Raw genomic sequence first — 21,629 nt, forward strand, 5'->3', positions numbered from 1 at the left:
GCATGCCGGAGAACCAGCCGCTCGTTGCCGCGCGCCAGCGCATCGACAAGTGGCTGTTTTTCACGCGCGTCGCGAAGTCCCGTTCGCTCGCGCAGACGCTTGTCTCCGGCGGCAAGGTCACGGTAAACGGCCAGCGCATTGCCCAACCCTCAGTACAGGTCAAGCCGGGCGACCTGGTGGCTGTCACGCTGGAACGGCGCGACATCGTCCTGAAGGTCGTTGCTGGCGGAGACCGCCGGGGGCCTTTCGAAGAGGCGAAGCTGCTTTACGAAGACCTCTCGCCACCCCCGCCACCAAGAGACGCGGTAACCCCCTTCGAACAGGCCCAGCGTGCCCTGGGTGCAGGGCGTCCTGAAAAGAAGGACCGGCGCGCCATAGACCGACTGAAGCGCGGGCTTTCCGGCATCGATTGACGATTGGAAATTCATGCTCGCACCTGCGGCAATTTCGGCAGGTTTTGCGCTTGCAATGGGATTTTAAAGCCGTTACCTGACGTTCGAAAAAGATGGCGTCGATTGATTTGAAATCCGCCTGTTTGAACTGGCCCTTTGAACTGGAGTGCCGCATGACCTATGTCGTGACTGACAATTGTGTTCGCTGCAAATACACCGACTGCGTCGAAGTATGCCCGGTCGATTGCTTCTACGAGGGCGAAAACTTCCTCGTCATCCATCCGGACGAGTGCATCGATTGCGGCGTGTGCGAACCTGAATGTCCGGCCGAGGCCATCAAGCCGGACACCGAGCCGGGCATGGAAAAGTGGCTGAAGGTCAACACGGAATTCGCATCGATCTGGCCGAACATCACGGTCAAGCGTGACCCGATGCCCGAAGCCGAAAAGTACGACGGCGAGGAAGGCAAGTTCGAGAAGTACTTCTCGGCCGAACCCGGCCAGGGCAACTGAGCCGTAGCTTCGAGACTGTGGCCTGATATAAAAATGAATCGGCGCGGGCGCCACCCGATCATGGGTGGCTGCCCTGTTTGTCATGCAGTTGCCATATCAAATCGTTGATTTCCTCAGTTTTTTATGATAGGGTATCAATACTGACCCAAACGCGTCACTTTTGAACGCGCCAACCACCACGAAAGCAACTGATCCTGAAAACGCGATCAAACATTTGAACAGCAACCGTCGCGTTGCTTATCGTGTGTTTGCGTTGAGGGATTTTGTTTTTGCGCCCGGCTGATGGGCCAGCCAGTGCCAACGACGGCCTTGCCGTCTACCCGGGCCGAACTGACCCGGCCTTGGGCTTCCGCGAAGCCCCAAGGGAAAACAGGGAGTTTTTTGACGCATGACGATCCAGCAGAAAAAACCGGCAGCAATCAGACACGGCTTCAAGACGGGCGAGTCCATCGTGTATCCCGCTCATGGCGTCGGTCAGATTGTGACTATTGAAGAGCAGGAAGTTGCGGGCATGAAGCTCGAGCTTTTTGTCATCGACTTCGAGAAGGACAAGATGCGGCTGAAGGTTCCGGTCGCAAAGGCCGTCAGCATCGGCATGCGCAAGCTTTCCGAAAACGACAGTGTCGAGAAGGCTCTTAAGGTCGTTCAGGGCAAGGCCCGCGTCAAGCGCACCATGTGGTCGCGCCGTGCGCAGGAATATGATGCCAAGATCAATTCCGGCGACCTGATCGCAATTGCTGAAGTCGTGCGTGACCTTTACCGTGCTGAAAACCAGCCGGAGCAGTCCTATTCCGAGCGTCAGCTTTATGAAGCAGCTCTCGACCGCATGGCTCGCGAAATCGCTGCTGTCAACCGCACCTCCGAAACGGAAGCCGTGCGCCTCGTCGAGACGAACCTGAACAAGGGTCCGAAGCGTGGCAAGGCCATCGAAGAGGACGACGCGGCAGAGGAAGAAGAAGCCGCATAATCTGCGGAGCTTCTGTCTCCGAATGTTCGAAACCCCGGTCGAAAGACCGGGGTTTTTCTTTTTTTTCAAAAGGATAACGTCTTCAGCGGAGTTGCCGCTTACTCGGAAATGATCTTGAACTTGTCGCCGGGGCGAACGGGGCTGAACGCCGTCATCGCGTTGAGCAGACGGAAGAGATCCGCCTTGCGATCGGTCCCCATCATACGGGACGACAGCGTGTCCACCGTGTCTTTCGGTCCAGCGGTAATGACGCGGACGCGCAGCGGCTTCAGTGAGGCAATCTCGGCTGTCGTCATGCGGCGGAAGGAATCCCGGATTTCGCCGGCAACCTCTTCCAGCTTCGCGTCACCCTTCGGCACCGCCGTCAGGAAGCGATAGATCTGCGAGCCAGACCGGATGACGGTCACGTCGAAATCCCATTTCTGCGCCGAGGCCCGCGCCGTCGCGGCATCCATTCCGTTGACCTTGATCGCCCGGATCGATGTCTTGTCGAGTCCGGTCACCCAGCCGCTGGCAATGTAGTCGGTGAGCGAGATCTGCGTTTGGCCGGACACGCCATCGAAGCGCACGGCGATGTCGCCCGGCCCGGTCGCGAGCACGGCTTCAGCCTTGTTGTCGATCTGGAAGCCTTCCGGCACATCGAAGCGAATGCCGAGATTGGCATGCAGGAAGGTGGTCCCGCGCACATAGCCTTCCTTCGGGCTGTCGCCGAAGAGCAAACCGTCTATGCCAGCGAGATAATAGTCACGACCCTTGTCGCCGACCGTCCCTTCCTGGCCAAACCGGCGGGCATGCTGGCGCGCCAGTTCCACACGCTGCGGGGCGCTGGGATGGCTGGAGAGGAAGTCGAGGCTCTGGTCGTCGCCGTTGACGGCGGTGAAGCGGCTGTAATTTTCCATCGAGGTCAGGAAACGTGCGGCGGCGTAGGGGTCGTAACCCGCCTCGCCCAGCATGCGCACGCCGATCTCGTCGGCCTGGAGTTCCTGATTGCGCGAGAACGCTGCTAGGCGCAGCTTGCCGCGCGCAATCGCCTGCTGACCGGCCATGTCGTTCTGCAGAACCTCAGACACAACCTGGCTTGCGATCTGCTCGGCCTCTTCCTTCTGCTGTCGCAGGATGCCGTGGTTCGCGGTGACGTGCGCCATCTCGTGCGCGAGCACGGCCGCGACTTCCGAAGCATCGTTGGCGAGCGCCAGAAGGCCGCGCGTGACATAGAGATATCCGCCGGGCAGCGCGAAGGCGTTGATGGCCGGGGAGTTGAGAATGGTGATGCGATAGGACTGTTTCGGGTTTTCCGAAACGGCGGTCAGCGAACCGGCAATGCGGGCGACCAGCTTTTCCGTCTTCTCGTCATTATATTCGCCGCCGTAGGTCGCCAGAATCCGCGGATGTTCGCGCGCGCCCATCGAAGCGTTCGGATCGTTCTTCTGAGCTTCGGAGAAGACCTGCGGATTGCTGGATGGCCCGATCGCGCTTGCGGCAGTATCGGCAACGATGCTCTGGCAGGAAGAAAGCGCAACGCTGAGGGCAAGCATCGTGACAAGCGGCACCCGTCTGGCAAGGCCTGCCGGCACGCGACGCGTCCTGGCGCCTTCAGCAAACAAAAACAAAGCTTTGTTCATCTCGTTCCGCATTCCCGCCTGAAGCCGGCCACCCATCGCTTCGCGAGGTCCGGTCTTCGCTTTTGCAGCATGGCAAGCCCGGTCTAGCCGATTGACCCTCGGTTGCATAGACTTTTGCACAGAAAAATGCCGCAGATTTGCTTAGCTGTTGCAGAGCCGCATCGCATCGCGACCCGTCGGAATTGTGGCGCTTCAACGGACGCGAGGGGCACGCAGATCCGCGATCTCGCCCTCGCGAACAACGCGGCCGCCTTCAATGAGAACGAACCGGTCAGCAAGCCGCCTCGCCTCGTCCGGATCATGCGTTATCATCAACACGGTGAAGCCTTCGTCGCGGTGCAACGCGGCCAGAAGGCCGCCCATCTGATGACGAAGCTCGGGATCGAGCGCCGCAAAGGGCTCGTCAAGCAAAATGATCGGCCGCTTGCGTACGAGGGCTCGAGCAAAGGCGGCGCGCTGCCTTTCGCCGCCCGACAGCGTAGCCGGCATGCGCTTTTCGAACCCGGCAAGCCCGACGCGGGAGAGTGCCTCGGACACCAATACCCGCCCCGCCGCATCCAGCCGCAGCGAGGGACTGACGCCCAGCGCGACATTGGTGAAGAGATCGAGATGGGCGAAGAGATTGTTGTCCTGGAAGACCAGCGAAACGGGCCGCTTGCCGGGCAAAACGGTTTCCATGTCTTGCCCGCCCAGAAGCACACGACCGGCATCCGTCGTTTCGAAGCCCGCAATGATGTTGAACAGCGTGCTCTTGCCAGATCCCGAGGGACCGGTCACCGCCGTGAAGGAGCCCGCAGGAACCGCGAGATCGAAAAGGAAGCGGTGGCCGCCCAGCGTCAGGCCGACGCCTCCGAGTCTAATGGCTTCAGTCATCGCCCCGCCTCCCCGCGCCGCCGTTCAGATGGCGTGCCGAGCACGGCGAAAGCCATGCAGATAACAGCCAGGATGAGCGTCAGCGCCGCCGCGTCCGTGGTGCGATAACTGCCGAGCCGGGCATAGATCAGCCATGGCAGGGTCACGAAGCCCTCGCCGCCGAAGAGCGCCACCGCACCGAGGTCGCCCAGAGAAAGGGAAAGCGCGAAGAAGAAGGCCATCAGGAGCGGTCGCGAGAGCGCCGGCACATCGATGATGCGAAGCCGCTGGTGGCCCGTGAGGCCAAGGCTTTCCGACAGCCGCCGCGTCCGCTCGACATGGCTGCGCACCGCCGGCTGCAACACGCGCAATGCAAATGGCAGCGCCATCAAGGCGTTGATGATCGCGACAAGCAGGTGAGGCGCGAAACCGCTGCCGCCCTTGAGCCACAGGAACCATCCTGTCGACAGCACGATAGGCGGCGTGAGCAGGATCAGCGATCCGCCCGCATCCAGCCCGCCGGCAAAGAGGCGGGAGCCGCTGGAGACCCGCGCCATCGCAATCAGCCAAGAGAGCAGAAGGGCAAGCAGCGCCGCTGAAAGCCCTAGCGCGGCGCTGGTCTCAAGCGCCCGCCAGAAAAGGCGGTCGGCGAAGAGATGCGGAAAATCCGCCCGCAACCCATCGATCAGGATCGCCATGAAGGGTGCTCCGCAGAAGACAAGAAAGGCGGCGATGACGAGGCCGTCCCAGAGTTTCGAGACGGGCGAACCGCCATCGAAACGGCGCAGCCCAGTCCCCTGCTGCGCCCGCTCCTCGGCAGGCGTCGGGAAAACTGCAAGGAAGAGCAGCACCAGCCCCGTGAGCAACATTTGCACCAGAACCAGAAACACCGCCCGCCCCGGTTCGAAATCGAATTTCAGCGCCTGATAGATCGCCACCTCCAGCGTGGTGGCGGCCGGCCCGCCGCCGAGCGTCAGGACGAGAGTGAAACTCGTGGCGCAGAGCATGAAGATCAGCCCCGCCACGCCCGGCAGGGCCGCCATCAGCGCGGGCCCTTCCACCAGACGAAAGAGCGAAATCCGCCCGAGACCGAGATTGGCGGCTAGCTTCCAGTAGGTCGGCGGGAAGCGATCGAGCGCCGCCGTAAACAGTCGCGCGGCCAGCGGAATGTTGAAGAATGTGTGCGCTATCAGGATACCGGTTATTCCATAGACATTGAGCTTCGGGCTGATGCCTAAAAAAGATAGCACACTATTGAATGCGCCTTCCCGTCCCCATACGGCGAGCACGCCGAAGGCGACGGCGAGCGCCGGCAGCCCCATGGGTGCGGCCATGAAGCGCAGCAGCCAGACGCGGCCCGCAAGCGTCGGTCGTCGCGCCACGGAAAGCGCCACGATCGCCCCGAAGAAGACGGAGAGTAGCGTCGAAAGTACCGCTTGCCAGAGCGTGAATTGCAGCACGCCCGCAAGCTGCGGATCGAATCCGCCGACCCTGCCGAAGCGGACGAACGGGGCAAGCGCCAGCGCGACAAAGCCGAGAATGAAGGCGAGCGCCAAGGCCCCTCCGATCCGTTCCCCGCTCATGCCGCGCCGCGCAGGCATCGGTGATCCTTACTTCGCGCCCATGGCGGCGACCCATTCATCCACCCAGGCCTTGCGGTTCTTTTGGACCTCGTCCGGCAACATGAGGAAGGTCTTGGCCGGCTGCACGAGCTTGGCGAAGGCGTCGGGAAGCGGCTGGTCCATCTTGGCCGCCGGCAGCATCCAGTTGGTCGTCGGGATGATGTCCTGGAAGGCCGGGCTCACCATGAAGGAGAGGAAGGACTTCGCCAGCGCCGGGTCCTTCGAAGTTGCCGTCAACCCAGCCACTTCGACCTGGACATAATGCCCTTCCGAGAAGCTGGCAGCCTGATAGCGCGAGGTCTTCTCCTCCATCTCGTGATAGGCGGGCGACGTCGTATAGGAGAGCACCATCGGTGCTTCGCCCTTGGTGAAAAGCCCATAGGCTTCCGACCAGCCGGGCGTCACGGTCAGCACGCGCCTGGAAAGCTTTTTCCAGGCATCGGAAGCCTTGTCGCCATAGACCGACTTCATCCAGAGCAGCAGTCCGAGACCCGGCGTCGAGGTGCGCGGGTCTTCAATCACGATCTTCTCGTCCGGATTGCCGTTCACCAGCTCGTCCAGGCTCTTCGGCGAAGTCTTCATCTTCTCGGTGTCATAAACGACGGCGAAGTGGCCATAATCGTAAGGCAGGAAGACGTCATCCTTGAATTCGCCCGGCACCTTCACCGAAGCCGCATCCACGCCACTCGGCACAAAGAGCCCCGTGGCCTTAGCATCCGCCACGAGACCCGTGTCGAGGCCGAGTACGACATCGGCCTTGGTGTCCTTGCCTTCCAGCTTCAGCCGGTTGAGCAGCGCCACGCCATCCTCGACCGAGACGTAATTGACCGTGCAGCCGCAGGTCTTCTCGAACGCCGCCTTCACCTTCGGCCCAGGACCCCATTCGGCCGTGAAGCTCTCATAGGTATAGACGGTGAGGGTCTTGTCGGCCGCAAATGCGGATGTCGAGGAAAGAAATGCGGCCACGACCGCGAATAGAACTGTCTTGCGCATCTGCGCCTCCTTGGTTTCGAATACAGGGGAAGAGGCGCTTGATCTCGAGCCGTCTAATCCCTCCGCCGGTGCTAACCGGATCAGGTTCTTCGGGTTGGCAGTGAAGCCTCTCAGCCATTTCAACGAAACAGCACCCCGTTAGAGCAGGTTGACATTTAAGGGGTGGCGCGAATTGTGACAAGGTTTTTGTCGGGGTCACGCCTTTCAGACAGCCCGGTTTTCCGCTATCAGCCCAGCCATGAGCCTTTTCACCCTTCTTCTTGCCGGCGACCTTGCCATCACCGACCGCCTGATTGCGCAGGTGGCGGGAACGCGCGTGATCGCGGCCGATGGCGGGATGCGCCATGCCCGCGCCTTGGGCGTGACGCCGGAACTCTGGGTCGGCGATTTCGATTCAGCACCCGATGCGCTGCTTGACGAATGGCAGGGTATCGAGCGCCAGCCCTATCCCCGCGCCAAGAACGCCACGGACGGCGAGATCGCCGTCGATACCGCGATTGCCCGTGGCGCGACATCGCTCGTCATTGCCGGCGCGCTGGGCGGCGAGCGGACCGACCATGCGGTCATGCATCTTCTGCTCGCGCTGTCTCTCACCGAGCGCGGCATCCCGACGCTGCTGACGACCGGCGAGGAAGAGGCGCAGGCGCTTCTCGGCGGCACCTTGCGGATTGACCTGCCGAAGGGCGCGCTCTTCTCGATCCTGCCCTTTTCAGCGCTATCGGGCCTGACGATCGAAGGCGCGCGCTATCCGCTCGACCGCGCCGAGATCGATGCCGGCTCGTCACGCACCGTTTCCAATGTCGCCGAAGGTCCGGTGACAATCACGCTTCAATCCGGCCGCGCGATGGTGATTGCCCGGCCCGCAGACATGTCTGGAGGCTAAGATGGCCCCGCCGATCCTGAAACTCGACGATATTTTCCTAAGCTTCGGCGGCGCGCCGCTGCTCGCCGGCGCAAACCTGCAGGTCGAACCGGGCGACCGAATCTGCCTTGTCGGCCGCAACGGCTCCGGCAAATCGACGCTGATGAAGATCGCCGCCGGCCTCGCGGAAGCGCAGAGCGGCGAGATCTTCCGCCACCCGTCGGCCACCATCCGCTATCTGGAACAGGCGCCTGATTTCGGGAGCCACAAGACCGTCGAGGCCTATGCCATGTCAGGCCTCGGCCCCGGCGACGATCCCTATCGCGTCACCTATCTGCTCGAACATCTGGGCCTTCAGGGCGACGAAAACCCGGCCAACCTCTCCGGCGGCGAGGCGCGCCGCGCAGCGCTTGCCCGCGTACTGGCCCCCGAGCCGGACATCCTGCTGCTCGACGAGCCGACCAACCATCTCGATCTCAACACGATCGAATGGCTGGAAGGCGAACTCACCCGCAGTCGCTCGGCCATCGTGCTGATTTCGCACGACCGACGCTTTCTGGAGAAAGTCTCCAACGCCACCGTCTGGCTGGATCGCGGCATGGCCCGCCGGCTCGACCGCGGCTTTGCCCATTTCGAGGAATGGCGCGACCAGGTTCTCGAACAGGAAGAGCTGGAACAGCACAAGCTCGGCAAGGCCATCGAGCGCGAGGAGCACTGGCTGCGCTATGGCGTGACCGCACGCCGCAAGCGCAACATGCGTCGCCTGGGCGAATTGCAGACCATGCGCAAGGATTATCGCGGCCACAAGGGCCCGCAAGGCACGGTGCAGGCGAGCGTCACGGATGCCCGCGAATCCGGCAAACTCGTGGTCGAGGCCGAAAAGATCACCAAGACCTATGGCGAACGGACGATCGTCGCGCCCTTCTCGATCCGCGTCCATCGCGGCGACCGCATCGGCCTGATCGGTCCGAACGGCGCCGGCAAGACGACGCTGCTGAAGATGCTGACCGGGCAGCTGGAGCCGGACACCGGCACGATGAAGCTCGGCACCAATCTGGACATCGCCACGCTGGACCAGCGCCGCGAAGACCTGAACCTGAACGACACGCTGGCGCATTATCTGACCGACGGGCGCGGCGAAAACCTGCTGGTCAATGGCGAGCAGCGTCACGTAACCGGCTATATGAAGGACTTCCTCTTCCAGCCGGAACAGGCGCGAACGCCGATCCTGCAGCTTTCCGGCGGCGAGCGCGCCCGCCTGATGCTGGCGCGCATTCTGGCGCGGCCCACCAACCTGCTGATCCTCGACGAACCGACCAACGATCTCGACATCGAAACGCTGGACCTGCTGCAGGAAATCGTCGCCGGCTTCAACGGCACCGTCATCCTCGTCAGCCACGATCGCGACTTCCTCGACCGCACCGTGACCTCGACCATTGCGCCCGCCAATCCGGATGCGCCGGACGGCCGCTGGATCGAATATGCCGGCGGCTATTCCGACATGCTGGCCCAGCGCAAGGGCATCGAGGCCGAGCGCCGTCAGGCGGAGGCGAAGAAGGACAAGCCGAAGGAAGACGCACCCTCCGCCTCGCCCCCACCTGAAAAGGCGAAAGGCAAGCTCTCCTACAAGCAGAAATTCGCGCTCGAAAACCTGCCCAAGCAGATGGACGAGGCGGAGAAAAAGGCCGCGAAGCTCGAAGAGAAGATGGCGGATGCCAGCTTCTTCACAAAGGACCCCGCCGGCTTCAGCAAGACCGCCGCCGAGCTTGAAAAGCTGCGCAACCAGATCGCTGCCTGGGAAGAGGAATGGCTGGAGCTGGAAATGCTGCGGGAAGAGCTGGAGGGGTGAGCCATGACCGCTGACAACGGACGACCGCCCAAGGGCGGCTTCGCCAGTCTGGTCCCAGAACTCCTCGTTGAGGACATTGAGGAGAGTCTGCGCTTCTGGATGGACGGTCTTGGCTTCACAATTGCCTATCAGCGGCCGGAAGCCAAATTTGTATATCTAGAAAGGCCCGAAGGCGCGCAAATCATGCTTTGCCAGCGACATGGCGGCTGGGAAACCGGGCCGATGGAAGCGCCCTTCGGGCGTGGCGCGATGTTTCAGGTCCACGTGGACTCGACCGAGCCGATCCAAAAGGCTCTGGAAGCCTTGGGCATTGCCCTGCACGCCGGCCCCCGCGAAGTCTGGCGTCAGTGGGGCGACCGGGAAGGCGGCAACCGCGAAATCTTCGTGCTCGATCCGAACGGCTATCTGATCATGATGACAGAAACGCTCGGGGAGCGACCGCTTGGCACGTCGAGCGCAGGCTGAGCGCCCTCCGTTCGTTCAAGCTTGCACAAATTCGGCTCGCTGGTTACGCTGAACCCAAACGGGCGGCAACATTCGGAGCGCCCCTCATCCGGCCCTTCGGGCCACCTTCTCCCCGGTGGGGAGAAGCGGGAGTTCGCCGCGGCCTCTCGGTCCGCCTCGCCCCTCCGGGGAGAGGTACGCCGAGCAAAGCGGAGGCGGGGTGAGGGGGCGGCTTGCTTCAGCCCTACATTTGGAGAGCAAAATCGCATGACCATGCAGTTTCAAGGCACCGAGACTTACGTCGCCGAAAAGGACCTGATGATTGCGGTCAATGCCGCGATCCGGCTGGAGCGGCCGCTTCTGGTCAAGGGTGAGCCCGGCACCGGCAAGACTGAGCTGGCGCGCCAGATCGCCAGCGGTCTCGGTCTGAAGATGATCGAGTGGAACATCAAGTCCACCACCAAGGCCCAGCAGGGGCTCTATGAATACGACGCCGTTTCGCGCCTGCGCGACAGCCAGCTGGGCGACGAGCGCTTCAACGACATTTCCAACTATATCCGCAAGGGCAAGCTCTGGGAGGCGTTTTCCGCCGACGAGAAGACCGTGCTTCTGATCGATGAGATCGACAAGGCTGATATCGAGTTTCCGAACGACCTGCTGCAGGAACTCGACCGCATGGAGTTCCATGTCTACGAGACCGGCGAGACGATCCGCGCGAGGGTGCGCCCCATCGTCATCATCACCTCGAACAACGAGAAGGAACTGCCGGACGCGTTTCTGCGCCGCTGCTTCTTCCACTATATCCGCTTCCCCGAAGCCGAAACGCTCGAGAAGATCGTCGATGTCCACTATCCCGGCATCCGCCAGGATCTGGTGCGCGCGGCCCTCACCCGCTTTTTCGAGATCCGCAACGTGCCGGGCATCAAGAAGAAGCCTTCGACCTCCGAAGCACTCGACTGGATCCGCCTTCTCGTCGCCGACGATATCGATCCCGCCGATCTCTCCGCAGACGCAAAGACCATCCTGCCGAAGCTGCACGGTGCGCTGCTTAAAAACGAACAGGACGTGCATCTCTTCGAACGCCTCGCCTTCATGTCGCGCCGGGAGAATTGATTCTTCGTCACGTTAAGACTAAATAGACTCTGGAATTCGTGGTGATTTGCCGGCCGGCTTGCAGCCACGTAAAATAAGTCGCTAAAATGGGCCCAGATACGTGAGCATTCTGGAACCGGTAGCGATTTTACGCCGCCGGTTTTTTGCGTTTTGAAAGAAGAGAAGACCATGCCGATCAAGATTCCCGATGGATTGCCCGCCCAGGAAACCCTTGTGAACGAAGGCGTGCGCGTGATGACGGAGGCCGTCGCCATCCGTCAGGACATCCGCCCGCTGCGCTTCGGCCTGCTCAATCTCATGCCCAACAAGATCAAGACCGAGCTGCAATTCGCCCGCCTTCTCGGCGCATCGCCCTTGCAGATCGAGCTGAAGCTCGTCCGTGTCGGCGGCCACAAGGCCAAGAACACCTCGGAAGAGCATCTGCTCTCCTTCTACGACACCTGGGACGAGGTGAAGGACCAGAAATTCGACGGGTTCATCATTACAGGCGCCCCCATTGAAACGCTGGAATTCCAGGATGTGACCTACTGGAACGAGATGGAACAGATCCTCGACTGGACGCAAACGAACGTCCACTCGACCATGAACATCTGCTGGGGCGGCATGGCCGCCATCTGGCACTTCAACCGTGTACCCAAATATACGCTGGAGAAGAAAGCCTTTGGCGTCTACCGCCACCGCAATCTGGCCCCCGCCTCGCCCTATCTGAACGGCTTCTCGGACGATTTCCAGATCCCGGTCTCGCGCTGGACGGAAGTCCGCCGCGCCGATATCGAGAAGGTGCCGGGCCTCGAAATCCTGATGGAATCGCCCGAAACCGGCGTCTGCATCGTGCATGAGCGCAAGGGCAACCGACTCTATGTGTTCAATCACATCGAATACGATTCCACGACGCTGGCGGACGAATATTTCCGCGACGTCCAGACGGGCTCCGCGATCGAGGTGCCGCACAACTATTTCCCCGAGGACAATCCGGACAACAAGCCGCTCAACCGCTGGAAGAGCCACGCCCATCTGCTTTTCGGAAACTGGATCAACAACATCTACCAGACAACGCCCTATGACATGGCGAAGATCGGCCAGGAAGAGCACAACCCCGGATACTAATCTTGGTTGTAATAGACCTCAATTCCTATCACACTGATCGTATTGCACGATTAAATGTGATACATTAAATTTAAGATCGTCTGGGATGAAAACAAGCGACGGGCGAATCTGGCCAAGCACGGGCTGGATTTCGCGGATTTGACGCTGGAGTTTTTCGCACTGGCCGAATTCGGTCGGGTCAAACACGGCCGATTGGTGGCCGTAGGCGAATTCGACGGGCGCATGGTTATTGCCGTGATATTCCGCCCGCTGGGCGTGGAAGCAATCTCGGTCATTTCTATGCGACCGGCCAGCAAGCGGGAAAGGATGCGATGATGCCAGTAAAATTTTCCTCGAAGCGGCCACTGACCGACGACGAAGAGGCCGAGATCCAGCGTATGATTGCCTCGGACCCGGACAATCCCGAACTGACAGACGAGCAGATCGCGAACATGCGCCCTCTGCGCGAAGCCTTCCCCGATCTCGCAGCAGCCATCGATCGCGAGCTTGCCCGCCGCGGCCGCCCGCCGGTCGAAAATCCGCGCCGGCAGGTGTCGATCCGGCTGGACCCGGAGGTGCTGGACTATTACAAATCGACGGGCAAGGGCTGGCAATCGAGGATCAACGACGCCTTGAGGAAAGCCGCTGGTTTGTAAGCAATTCCAGTAAAAGTGGAGACCGGTTTTACGTTCGGAATTGCGGAGAGCAAAGTGCAATTCCAGTGAAAGTGGGAACCGGTTTCACGTCCGGAATTGCGGCAACAAAGACAAGGTATGCTCGCCCATGTTCATCCCCTTCTTCCTCGAACTGAAGGCCGCGAAGGTTCCCGTCTCGCTTCGGGAATATCTGACGCTGCTGGAGGGCATGGAGCAGGGCCTCGTCGATTTCGATGTCGAGGGCTTCTATTATCTCTCCCGCGCCACGCTGGTGAAAGACGAGCGCTTCATCGACCGCTTCGATCAGGTCTTTTCGCAGGTGTTCAAGGGACTTGAGGCAGTTTCCGGCAGCGCGGATGCGGTCGACCCGACTGACATCCCCGACGAATGGCTGCGCCGCATGGCGGAGAAGTTTCTGACGGAGGAGGAGAAGGCGATGGTGAAATCGCTCGGCGGTTTCGAGGCGCTGATGGAGACGCTGAAACAGCGGCTTGCCGAGCAGCAGGGCCGCCATCAGGGCGGCAGCAAATGGATCGGCACGGCCGGCACATCTCCCTTTGGCGCCTATGGCTACAATCCCGAAGGCGTGCGCATCGGCCAGGACAAGTCGCGCAACCGCCGCGCCGTGAAGGTCTGGGACCGTAGGGATTTCAAGAACCTCGATGACAATGTCGAAATTGGAACGCGCAATATCAAGGTCGCCCTGAAGCGCCTGCGCAAGTGGATCCGGCAGGGCGCGGACGAGGAACTGGACCTTGGCGGCACGATCCGCTCCACCGCCGAGCACGGCTATCTGGACGTCAAGACGCGGCCCGAGCGGCGCAATGCCGTCAAGCTCCTGATGTTCTTCGACATCGGCGGCTCGATGGACGATCATATCAAGGTGGCGGAAGAGCTGTTTTCGGCCGCCAAGTCCGAATTCAAGCATATGGAATATTTCTACTTCCACAATTGCGTCTATGAGGGCGTGTGGAAGGACAACAAGCGCCGCCGCGTCGATGTCACCTCGACATTCGACCTCATCCGCACCTTCGGCTCCGACTACAAGGCGATCTTCGTCGGTGACGCTGCCATGGCCCCTTACGAGATTTCCCATCCCGGCGGCTCGGTGGAGCACTGGAATGCGGAAGCCGGCGCCGTCTGGCTCGACAGGTTGACCGGTCATTTCAGCAAAAGCGTCTGGATCAACCCTGTGAAAGAAGAGTATTGGGGCTACAGCCAGTCCACGCAGATGCTACACAAGCTGATGAACGGTCGCATGTATCCGCTCACCCTCGGGGGTCTGGAAAATGCGACCCGCGAACTCTCGCGGTAAGATTTCACTGACATCAAGGAACGATTGATATGGATGCTGAACTGTTCGGCAAGACGGCCAAGGGCGAAGATGTGCATCGCGTCAGGATTTCCGGCGGCGGTCTGACCGCGCATGTGCTGACCTGGGGTGCGGTCATTCAGGACCTGCGTCTGGAAGGCCATGACGCGCCCCTCTCGCTCGGCTTCGACAAATTCGAAGACTATCCGCTCCACTCCTCCTATTTCGGCGCCACGCCCGGCCGCTGCTCCAACCGCATTGCCGGCGGCACGTTCACCCTCGACGGCAAGACGATTCAGCTGGAAAAGAACGAGAAGGGCATTGGCCACCTGCATGGCGGCTCGGACGGCATCGCCAAGCGTGTCTGGACGATCGACGCATTGACCGCCAACAGCGTCACCTTAAGCATTCTCGATCCCGATGGCCGCGCCGGCTATCCCGGCAATGCGACGATCAAGGCGATCTTCACGCTCAAGGACGGCGGCTGCCTCTCCATCGTCTACGAATCGACGACCGATGCGCCGACCCCGGTCAACATCTGCAATCACAGCTATTTCAATCTCGACGGGGGGCCAAGCATTATCGACCACGATCTGCAGATCGACGCCTATAGCTATCTCCCAACCGATGCCGCGCAGATCCCGACGGGCGAAACGCCCGACATTGCCGGCACGGGTTACGATTTCAGGACCTCGCGCCCTATCCGCAAGCTCGAAAATGGCGAACAGGTCCTCTACGACCACAATTTCTGCCTTTCGACGGAACGCGTCGCCAAGCGCAAGGTCGCCACGCTGAAGAGCCCGAAATCCGGTGTGTCCATGGATGTGCTGACGACGGAACCGGGCGTTCAGGTCTATGCCGCCTTCAAGCTTGACGTCCCTGTTCCGGGCCTCGGCGGCCGCCACTATGGCCCCTATGCCGGGCTCTGCATGGAAACGCAGGTCTGGCCGGACGCGGTCAACCACGCCCATTTCCCGAACGCGATCCTCCGCCCCGGCGAGATCCTGCGCCAGGAAACGGACTACGTTTTCAGCAAGCAAGCCTGATAGGGGCCCCAGATGGCGGAAGTGGCCCCCGGCGCCGGCGGTAATCTGAAGAGACCGGGCGGCCGCGACCTCGTGGCCGGTCTCTCCGTCGCGGGGCTGCTGCTTCCCGAAGCCGTGGCCTATGCAACCATTGCCGGCCTGCCGCCGGGCCGGTCGATCTATGCGGCCGTAGCGGGCTGTTTCGTTTATGCCATCATCGGCCGCAGCCGATTTGCGGTCGTATCGGCCACCTCCTCGTCAGCCGCGATCCTTTCGGCCATGCTGGCAACCTTTCCCGGCGATGCGGCCACCAAATCCGCGCTGGCAACGCTGGCCATCGCCATTGCCGGGCTGGTCTTTCTGGCCGCCTGGGCGCTACGGCTGGGAATTCTGACCGGCTTCATCGCAAGACCTGTGCTGCGCGGTTTCGCCTTCGGCCTTGCCGTTTCGATCATCCTGCATCAATTGCCCTCGATCACCGGCGTTCCGGTCAAAGCCGACGATATTTTTGAGTTCATCGCCGGGCTGGTGAAAAGCATTCCGCATTGGAATCCTGCCGGGCTGATCGCGGCAGCGCTGTCTCTCGCCGTGCTCTTCGGCACACGCCGCTGGCCACTCTTTCCGGCCGCCTTCGCCGTGGTGATCGCCGGAGCGAGCCTTTCGCTGGCGCTTGATCTTCCCCAATACGGGCTCAAGGAAACCGGCGCGTTATCCCTGACGCTGGAATGGCCGCATTGGCCGATCCTCGGTTGGCCTGACCTGTCGCGCCTCGTCCAGCTGACGCTGCCGCTGGTGTTGATCCTCTTTGCCGAAAGCTGGGGCACGATGCGGGCGCTGGCGCTTCGCCATGGCGACCCGATCGTGCCGGACCGCGAACTGGCGGCCCTCGGCTTCTCCAACATCGCCGCCGCCATCGTTCAGGGCATGCCGGTCGGTGCTGGCTTTTCCGCCGGCAATGCGAATGAGTCCGCCGGCGCTGAAAGCCGCTGGTCGAGCCTGATTGCCGCCTGCGCGCTCGCCGTGCTGGTCGTGGTCGCCGCCGGTCTCATTGCCCACCTGCCGGAAGCCGTCCTTGCGGCCATCGTCATTTCGGCGCTGGCCCACGCGCTCGACCCGTCGCCGCTGATCCGGCTCTGGAAGATCGACCGTGACCAGTGGATCGCGCTCGCCGCGGCAAGCGGCGTTCTCGTCTTCGGCGTGGTCAACGGCATGCTGCTCGCGGTCGCCTTCTCGGTCGCAGCCCTCATGAGCAGGCTGGCGCTGCCGCAGATCGCCCGTCTGGGCCGCCTGCCGGGCACGCATGACTTCGCCGACATCACCCGCCATCCGGAAGCGGAAGTCCCGAGCCATGTCGGCATCTGGAGGCCCTCCGAAGCGCTCTTCTTCGCCAATGCAGAGCGGACGCTCGCCACCATCGCGGCGCAAGCGGAGGCAGACCCCGCCATCCGTGTCGTCGTGCTCAGCCTTGAGGAAACGCTCAATCTCGACAGCACCGCGCTGGAGGCGATACAGGAGACAGACAGGCGCATCGCCGCCTCGGGACGCACGCTGCTTCTTGCCCGCGCCCGCGACCCGGTGCGCGATATCCTGACAGCCGCCGGAGCCATTGCCCTGGTGCAGCGCGCCTATTACAGCGTCGAGGACACGGCGGACGCCGCCCGCAAGATCATCACGGAGGCACAAACCCATGCGCCATGAATTCCAACCCCGGCTCCACCCCATCCCGATTGCCGATCTGCGCCCCACACAGATGACGGTCGGCATGCGCGAGGTCTACCGCAAGCGCCGCGAATGGCGCGACATGTCGGCAGGCGAAGATGCGGATTTTCTCGGCCAGCACATGCTGCCGGGCGTCCTTGGTCCGAAAGGTCGATGCTGGATTGTCGATCATCACCATCTGGCGCTGGCGCTGCACAAGGAAGGTGTCAAGCACGTACTCATCTCGGCCATTGCCGATCTGAGCGACCTCGGGAAGGACGAGTTCCTGAACTTCATGGACAATCGCAACTGGCTGCATCCCTTCAACGGCGACGGCGAGCGCCGACCGGTGAAAGACCTGCCGAAGCGGATCTGGGATTTGCAGGATGACCCGTTCCGCTCGCTCGCCGGCGCCGTGCGCGAGGCGGGCGGCTTTGCCAAGGAATCGACGCCCTATACCGAATTCCTCTGGGCCGATTTCTACCGCCGCCGCCTGAAGCGCCCCGAAACCGACGACGATTTCGATGACGCGGCGGAAAAGGCGCTGAAGCTGTCACGCAGCAAGGATGCCAAGCATCTGCCCGGCTGGGTGGACGGCGGCAAATAAGAAAGGCCCGCGCGAACGCGAGCCGGATTTTGAAGGATCAGTAACCCGCCTCAGATGCTGAGGCAGAGATATTTAATCTCGGTATAGTCGTCGATCCCGTATTTCGAGCCTTCGCGGCCCTGGCCCGACTGCTTGATACCGCCGAAAGGCGCCACTTCCGTGGAGATCAGGCCGGTATTGATGCCGACCATGCCGTATTCCAGCGCTTCCGCGACGCGGAAGATCTTCGAGACATCCTTCGAGTAGAAATAGGAGGCGAGACCGAATTCGGTATTGTTCGCCATTTCGATGACGTCGTCTTCCGTCTCGAACTTGAAGAGCGGCGCGACGGGACCGAAGGTCTCTTCGCGGGCGATCTTCATCTCGGTCGTCACGCCGGTCAGAACCGTCGGCTGGAAGAAGAGACCGCCGCGCTGATCCGGCTTGCCGCCGAGCTTGACGGCAGCGCCCTTGGACAGCGCATCGGCAATGTGATCCTCGACCTTTTCCATCGCCTTGGACGTGATCAGCGGACCGGCATTGACACCCTCTTCAAAGCCGTCACCGACCTTGATCTGGGCAACCTTGGCAGCCAGCTTCTCGGCAAACGCATCGTAAACGCCCGACTGCACATAGAGCCGATTGGCGCAGACGCAGGTCTGGCCGTTGTTGCGATACTTCGAAACAATCGCGCCTTCGACAGCCGCATCGAGATCAGCATCGTCAAACACGATGAACGGCGCATTGCCACCCAGCTCAAGGCCGAGCTTCATGATCTGGTCGGAGGCCTGGCGCATGAGAATGCGACCGACATTGGTCGAGCCGGTGAAGGTCAGCTTGCGCACCTTGTCGTTCTCGGTGAATTCCTTGCCGATCGACGAGGAATCCGTGCCGGTCACGACGTTGAAAATGCCGGCCGGAACGCCTGCGCGCTCGGCAAGGATCGCCAGCGACAGCGCCGAAAGCGGCGTTTCCGCAGCGGGCTTCGACACCATGGCGCAGCCGACAGCGACAGCCGGGGCCATCTTGCGGGCGAGCATGGCATTCGGGAAGTTCCACGGCGTGATGCTGGCGACGACACCGACCGGCTGCTTGATGACGATGATCCGCTTGTCGCCCTGATGGCCGGGGATCGTGTCGCCGTAAACGCGCTTGGCCTCTTCGCCGAACCATTCGACATAGGATGCGCCATAGAGGATTTCCCCGCGGGCTTCCGCCCAGGGCTTGCCCATTTCCATAGTCAGGATCGTGGCAAGATCGTCGGCATTGGCGACCATGAGGTCGAAGAGCTTGCGCAGCACGGCAGCGCGCTCCTTGCCCGTCTTCTTCGCCCAGGCCTTCTGCGCCTTATAGGCAGCATCAACCGCCCGCGACGCTTCCGCGCGGCCCATGTCGGGCAGCGTGGCGACATGTTCGCCGGTCGACGGGTTGGTAACGTCGAAGGTCTTGCCGCTATCGCTCGCAGCGAGCCATTCGCCGCCGATCACGGCCTTGTCGGTGACAAGGCTCGGATCCTTCAGCTTGGCAATCAGCTTCTCAGAAATCGCCATAAATCAAGCCTCCTTCGCGCATTCGATGAGCGTGTTTTCCAGAATGTCGAGCGCTTCGGCAAAGACATCGTCCTGAATGGTCAGCGGTGCCAGGAAACGGATGACATTGCCGTAAACGCCGCAGGTCAGCAGGATCAGGCCCTTTTCGAGCGCCTTTTCACGCACCTTGTTGGTGAACTCCGGGCTCGGGGTCTTGGTTCCGGGCAGGTTGAACTCCACCGCGTTCATGAAGCCCGGGCCGCGAATGTCGGCGATCTGCGGAACGGACGAGGAGAGCGACGACAGGCGCTGCTTGAGGCGGTTGCCGAGCAGGGTGGCGCGATCGCAAAGGTTCTCGTCCTTGATGACGTCCAGAACGGCAAGGCCGGCTGCAACGCCGATCGGGTTGCCGCCATAGGTGCCGCCGAGGCCGCCGGGGCCGGGGGCATCCATGAGATCGGCGCGGCCGGTGACGGCTGCGATCGGGAAGCCGCCGCCAAGGCCCTTGGCCATTGTGGTGATGTCGGCCGTCACGCCGAAATGCTCCATGGCAAACAGCGCGCCCGTGCGGGCAAAGCCGGTCTGAACCTCGTCGGCGATCAGAACGATGCCGTACTTGTCGGCAATTTCGCGGAGCTTGGCCATGAATGCGCGCGGCACTTCATAGAAACCGCCCTCGCCCTGAACCGGCTCGACGATGAAGGCAGCAACGCGGCTCGGATCGACATCGGCCTTGAACAGCTTTTCGAGCACGCCGAGCGAATCTTCCATCGTCGTGCCATGCAGCTCGACCGGGAAGGGTACGTGGAAGACATCGGGCATCATCGCGCCGAAGCCGACCTTGTACGGCTGGACCTTGCCGGTCAGCGTCATGCCCATGAAGGTACGGCCGTGGAAGGCGCCCGTGAATGCAATGACGGCGGAACGGTTGGTGGCGGCACGCGCGATCTTCACGGCATTTTCAACCGCTTCCGCACCCGTCGTCACGAAGATCGTCTTCTTCTTGAAATTGCCGGGAACGGCATCGTTCAGGCGCTCGGCCAGTTCGACATAGTTCTCATAGGGCACGACCTGGTGGCAGGTGTGCGTGAAGCTGTCGAGCTGCGCCTTGACGGCCTCGATGACGCGCGGATGGCGATGGCCGGTGTTGACGACGGCGATGCCGGCGGCGAAGTCGATATAGCGGCGACCCTCGACGTCCCAGATTTCGGCATTCTCTGCCTTCTGGGCATAGACCTGGGTGGTCACGCCCACGCCGCGCGAAATGGCATCAGCCCGGCGGGCCGCAATCTCGGTGTTCTGCATCGTCGTCTCCAAACGGATGGGAAATCTGGTCGCCTCATCGGCGCGACAAAAACTTTGCATTTTTTCTGTAGACTTGCAATATGGTCTGAGCGATATTTTTCCCGTAGAGGATATCGGATGGTTGAGGCGGCGAAATGATGGAAACGGTGCGATTCAAGATTGCCGAAGCGGCCCGCATGGCCGGCGTTTCAGCCTCCACGCTGCGCTTGTGGGAAAGCCAGGGGCTCATCGAGCCGGTTCGAACCGAAACCGGCCAGCGCCTTTACGAGCAGACGCATATCGACCGGTTGAAGAAGATCAGCTGGCTGCGCAGCGAGAAGGGCATCAACCCCGCAGCGATCCGCGATAATCTCGCAGCAGAGGAACCGCAACCCGCCAAGCCCAGAAAGCCATCCCGTCGCGCGCCGTCCCAGCAGATGGGCGCAAAAATCCGCAAGCTGCGCCGCGATGCGGGAGAAACGCTGGAAAAGGTGTCGCAGGACACCGGCATTTCCGCGTCGCTGCTCTCGACCTTCGAGCGCACCTCGCAGGGCCTGTCGCTGAAATCGCTGCACGACCTCGCCCACCATTTCGGCACATCGTTTTCAGCACTCAGCGGCACGGGCGGCACGCGCACGGCCGAATCGCTCATCCGCCGCGGCCGCTGGACCTCGTGGCCGGCGACGACCACCGGCGTCAGCGTGCAGGTTCTGGCCGAAGGCCGCAACATGATGGACTGCCACCGCTTCGTGCTGGCGCCGGGCGCGACCAGCGAAGGCGCCTATGCCCACGAAGGCGAGGAATTCATCCATGTGCTCGCCGGCTCCATGGAAATCGTCCTCGACGACGACCAATTCTTCGTCATCTCCGAAGGCGACAGCTTCTATTTCGAAAGCAGAAGGCCGCATTCCTGGCGGAACCTGAGCGAGGGGGAGACGGTGCTGCTGTGGATCAACACGCCGGCGTCGTTCTGAGGTGCGTGTACCAAAAACAATTGCCTGAGAAAGGAATCTCTTCAGACTTGACCGAGTGAACGCGATTGCGAGACGGAGATGTTGCGAAAGCGACAACCCGCTCGCGATTAAGTCGGCTGCGCGGCAGTTGGGGTCGGAGGGCACCCAGCATAGCTCTTGATCTTCCTTGGTGTCTGTTTGCTTCGACAAACACCGTTCTTGATTCGAAGAAATGTCTGCGCATTCATAGGCCCCCGCTGCTCGAACACACC

Annotated in this window: 21 protein-coding genes and 2 riboswitches; of the genes, 15 read left to right on the forward strand and 6 right to left on the reverse strand. The window is 61.6% G+C overall.

Going from position 1 to position 21,629, the window contains the following annotated elements:
- Nucleotides 1–2 precede the first annotated feature (2 nt).
- The 3 genes from ABID16_RS18815 to ABID16_RS18825 all read left to right on the forward strand — a co-directional run bounded on the left by ABID16_RS18815 (nucleotide 3) and on the right by ABID16_RS18825 (nucleotide 1,871).
- Nucleotides 3–413, forward strand: coding sequence for an RNA-binding S4 domain-containing protein (locus tag ABID16_RS18815; RefSeq protein ID WP_354557905.1), 411 nt, complete (start codon nucleotides 3–5; stop codon nucleotides 411–413).
- 152 nt (nucleotides 414–565) lie between these two features.
- A complete protein-coding gene (gene fdxA, locus ABID16_RS18820) occupies nucleotides 566–904 on the forward strand; it encodes a ferredoxin FdxA (protein WP_230837516.1) in 339 nt (112 codons plus the stop codon).
- Between the two features lie 388 nt (nucleotides 905–1,292).
- Nucleotides 1,293–1,871, forward strand: coding sequence for a CarD family transcriptional regulator (locus tag ABID16_RS18825; protein ID WP_112695208.1), 579 nt, complete (start codon nucleotides 1,293–1,295; stop codon nucleotides 1,869–1,871).
- 98 nt (nucleotides 1,872–1,969) lie between these two features.
- On the opposite strand, the gene ABID16_RS18830 is transcribed toward ABID16_RS18825, so the two are convergent.
- From ABID16_RS18830 to thiB, 4 genes are all read right to left on the reverse strand, one after another.
- Entirely contained in the window at nucleotides 1,970–3,406 is a 1,437-nt protein-coding gene (locus ABID16_RS18830) for a M48 family metalloprotease (RefSeq protein ID WP_354557969.1), read from the reverse strand.
- 279 nt (nucleotides 3,407–3,685) lie between these two features.
- Nucleotides 3,686–4,366, reverse strand: coding sequence for a thiamine ABC transporter ATP-binding protein (locus ABID16_RS18835; protein WP_354557906.1), 681 nt, complete (start codon nucleotides 4,364–4,366; stop codon nucleotides 3,686–3,688).
- A complete protein-coding gene (locus tag ABID16_RS18840) occupies nucleotides 4,363–5,946 on the reverse strand; it encodes a thiamine/thiamine pyrophosphate ABC transporter permease ThiP (RefSeq protein ID WP_354557907.1) in 1,584 nt (527 codons plus the stop codon). Before ABID16_RS18840 ends, ABID16_RS18835 begins: the two co-directional genes overlap by 4 nt.
- A gap of 9 nt (nucleotides 5,947–5,955) precedes the next feature.
- Complete coding sequence (gene thiB / locus ABID16_RS18845) at nucleotides 5,956–6,960, reverse strand: thiamine ABC transporter substrate binding subunit (RefSeq protein ID WP_354557908.1); 1,005 nt, start codon at nucleotides 6,958–6,960, stop codon at nucleotides 5,956–5,958.
- Between the two features lie 40 nt (nucleotides 6,961–7,000).
- A riboswitch (TPP riboswitch) is annotated at nucleotides 7,001–7,108 on the reverse strand.
- Between the two features lie 90 nt (nucleotides 7,109–7,198).
- Here thiB and ABID16_RS18850 point away from each other — a divergent pair.
- From ABID16_RS18850 to ABID16_RS18900, 11 genes are all read left to right on the forward strand, one after another.
- The gene (locus ABID16_RS18850) at nucleotides 7,199–7,843 is read left to right on the forward strand and encodes a thiamine diphosphokinase (protein WP_354557909.1); all 645 of its coding nucleotides are present in this window, start codon (nucleotides 7,199–7,201) and stop codon (nucleotides 7,841–7,843) included.
- A gap of 1 nt (nucleotide 7,844) precedes the next feature.
- Nucleotides 7,845–9,671: an ABC-F family ATP-binding cassette domain-containing protein gene (locus ABID16_RS18855; RefSeq protein ID WP_354557910.1), complete on the forward strand. Its 1,827-nt coding sequence runs from the start codon at nucleotides 7,845–7,847 to the stop codon at nucleotides 9,669–9,671.
- A gap of 3 nt (nucleotides 9,672–9,674) precedes the next feature.
- Complete coding sequence (locus tag ABID16_RS18860) at nucleotides 9,675–10,136, forward strand: VOC family protein (protein WP_354557911.1); 462 nt, start codon at nucleotides 9,675–9,677, stop codon at nucleotides 10,134–10,136.
- Nucleotides 10,137–10,388: 252 nt separating this feature from the next.
- A complete protein-coding gene (locus ABID16_RS18865; protein WP_354557970.1) occupies nucleotides 10,389–11,228 on the forward strand; it encodes an AAA family ATPase in 840 nt (279 codons plus the stop codon).
- 28 nt (nucleotides 11,229–11,256) lie between these two features.
- A riboswitch (SAM riboswitch) is annotated at nucleotides 11,257–11,335 on the forward strand.
- A gap of 61 nt (nucleotides 11,336–11,396) precedes the next feature.
- Nucleotides 11,397–12,335, forward strand: coding sequence for a homoserine O-acetyltransferase MetA (gene metA, locus ABID16_RS18870; protein ID WP_354557912.1), 939 nt, complete (start codon nucleotides 11,397–11,399; stop codon nucleotides 12,333–12,335).
- A gap of 63 nt (nucleotides 12,336–12,398) precedes the next feature.
- On the forward strand, nucleotides 12,399–12,650 hold the full coding sequence (locus tag ABID16_RS18875) for a BrnT family toxin (protein ID WP_435532449.1): 252 nt from the start codon (nucleotides 12,399–12,401) through the stop codon (nucleotides 12,648–12,650).
- Nucleotides 12,650–12,970, forward strand: a complete 321-nt coding sequence (locus tag ABID16_RS18880) for a BrnA antitoxin family protein (RefSeq protein ID WP_354557972.1) — start codon at nucleotides 12,650–12,652, stop codon at nucleotides 12,968–12,970. The genes ABID16_RS18875 and ABID16_RS18880 overlap by 1 nt, the downstream gene beginning before the upstream one ends.
- Before the next feature lie 127 nt (nucleotides 12,971–13,097).
- Nucleotides 13,098–14,285 (forward strand): vWA domain-containing protein, encoded by a 1,188-nt coding sequence (locus ABID16_RS18885; RefSeq protein WP_354557913.1) that lies wholly within the window; start codon nucleotides 13,098–13,100, stop codon nucleotides 14,283–14,285.
- A 29-nt stretch (nucleotides 14,286–14,314) separates the two neighbouring features.
- Nucleotides 14,315–15,328 (forward strand): aldose epimerase family protein, encoded by a 1,014-nt coding sequence (locus ABID16_RS18890; RefSeq protein WP_354557914.1) that lies wholly within the window; start codon nucleotides 14,315–14,317, stop codon nucleotides 15,326–15,328.
- 12 nt (nucleotides 15,329–15,340) lie between these two features.
- Nucleotides 15,341–17,005, forward strand: coding sequence for a SulP family inorganic anion transporter (locus ABID16_RS18895; RefSeq protein ID WP_354557915.1), 1,665 nt, complete (start codon nucleotides 15,341–15,343; stop codon nucleotides 17,003–17,005).
- Complete coding sequence (locus ABID16_RS18900) at nucleotides 16,995–17,612, forward strand: ParB-like protein (RefSeq protein WP_354557916.1); 618 nt, start codon at nucleotides 16,995–16,997, stop codon at nucleotides 17,610–17,612. Before ABID16_RS18895 ends, ABID16_RS18900 begins: the two co-directional genes overlap by 11 nt.
- Before the next feature lie 50 nt (nucleotides 17,613–17,662).
- Here ABID16_RS18900 and ABID16_RS18905 read toward each other — a convergent pair whose 3' ends face one another.
- On the reverse strand, nucleotides 17,663–19,141 hold the full coding sequence (locus ABID16_RS18905; RefSeq protein ID WP_354557917.1) for an NAD-dependent succinate-semialdehyde dehydrogenase: 1,479 nt from the start codon (nucleotides 19,139–19,141) through the stop codon (nucleotides 17,663–17,665).
- A 3-nt stretch (nucleotides 19,142–19,144) separates the two neighbouring features.
- Nucleotides 19,145–20,425, reverse strand: a complete 1,281-nt coding sequence (locus ABID16_RS18910) for a 4-aminobutyrate--2-oxoglutarate transaminase (RefSeq protein WP_354557918.1) — start codon at nucleotides 20,423–20,425, stop codon at nucleotides 19,145–19,147.
- Between the two features lie 134 nt (nucleotides 20,426–20,559).
- Between ABID16_RS18910 and ABID16_RS18915 the strand changes: the two genes are divergently transcribed.
- Nucleotides 20,560–21,378, forward strand: coding sequence for a MerR family transcriptional regulator (locus ABID16_RS18915; RefSeq protein ID WP_354557919.1), 819 nt, complete (start codon nucleotides 20,560–20,562; stop codon nucleotides 21,376–21,378).
- The last annotated feature ends 251 nt before the right edge of the window (nucleotides 21,379–21,629 follow it).

This window comes from Limnomicrobium aquaticum (assembly GCF_040545545.1).
In the GTDB taxonomy this organism is placed as follows: domain Bacteria; phylum Pseudomonadota; class Alphaproteobacteria; order Rhizobiales; family Rhizobiaceae; genus Ensifer_A; species Ensifer_A aquaticum.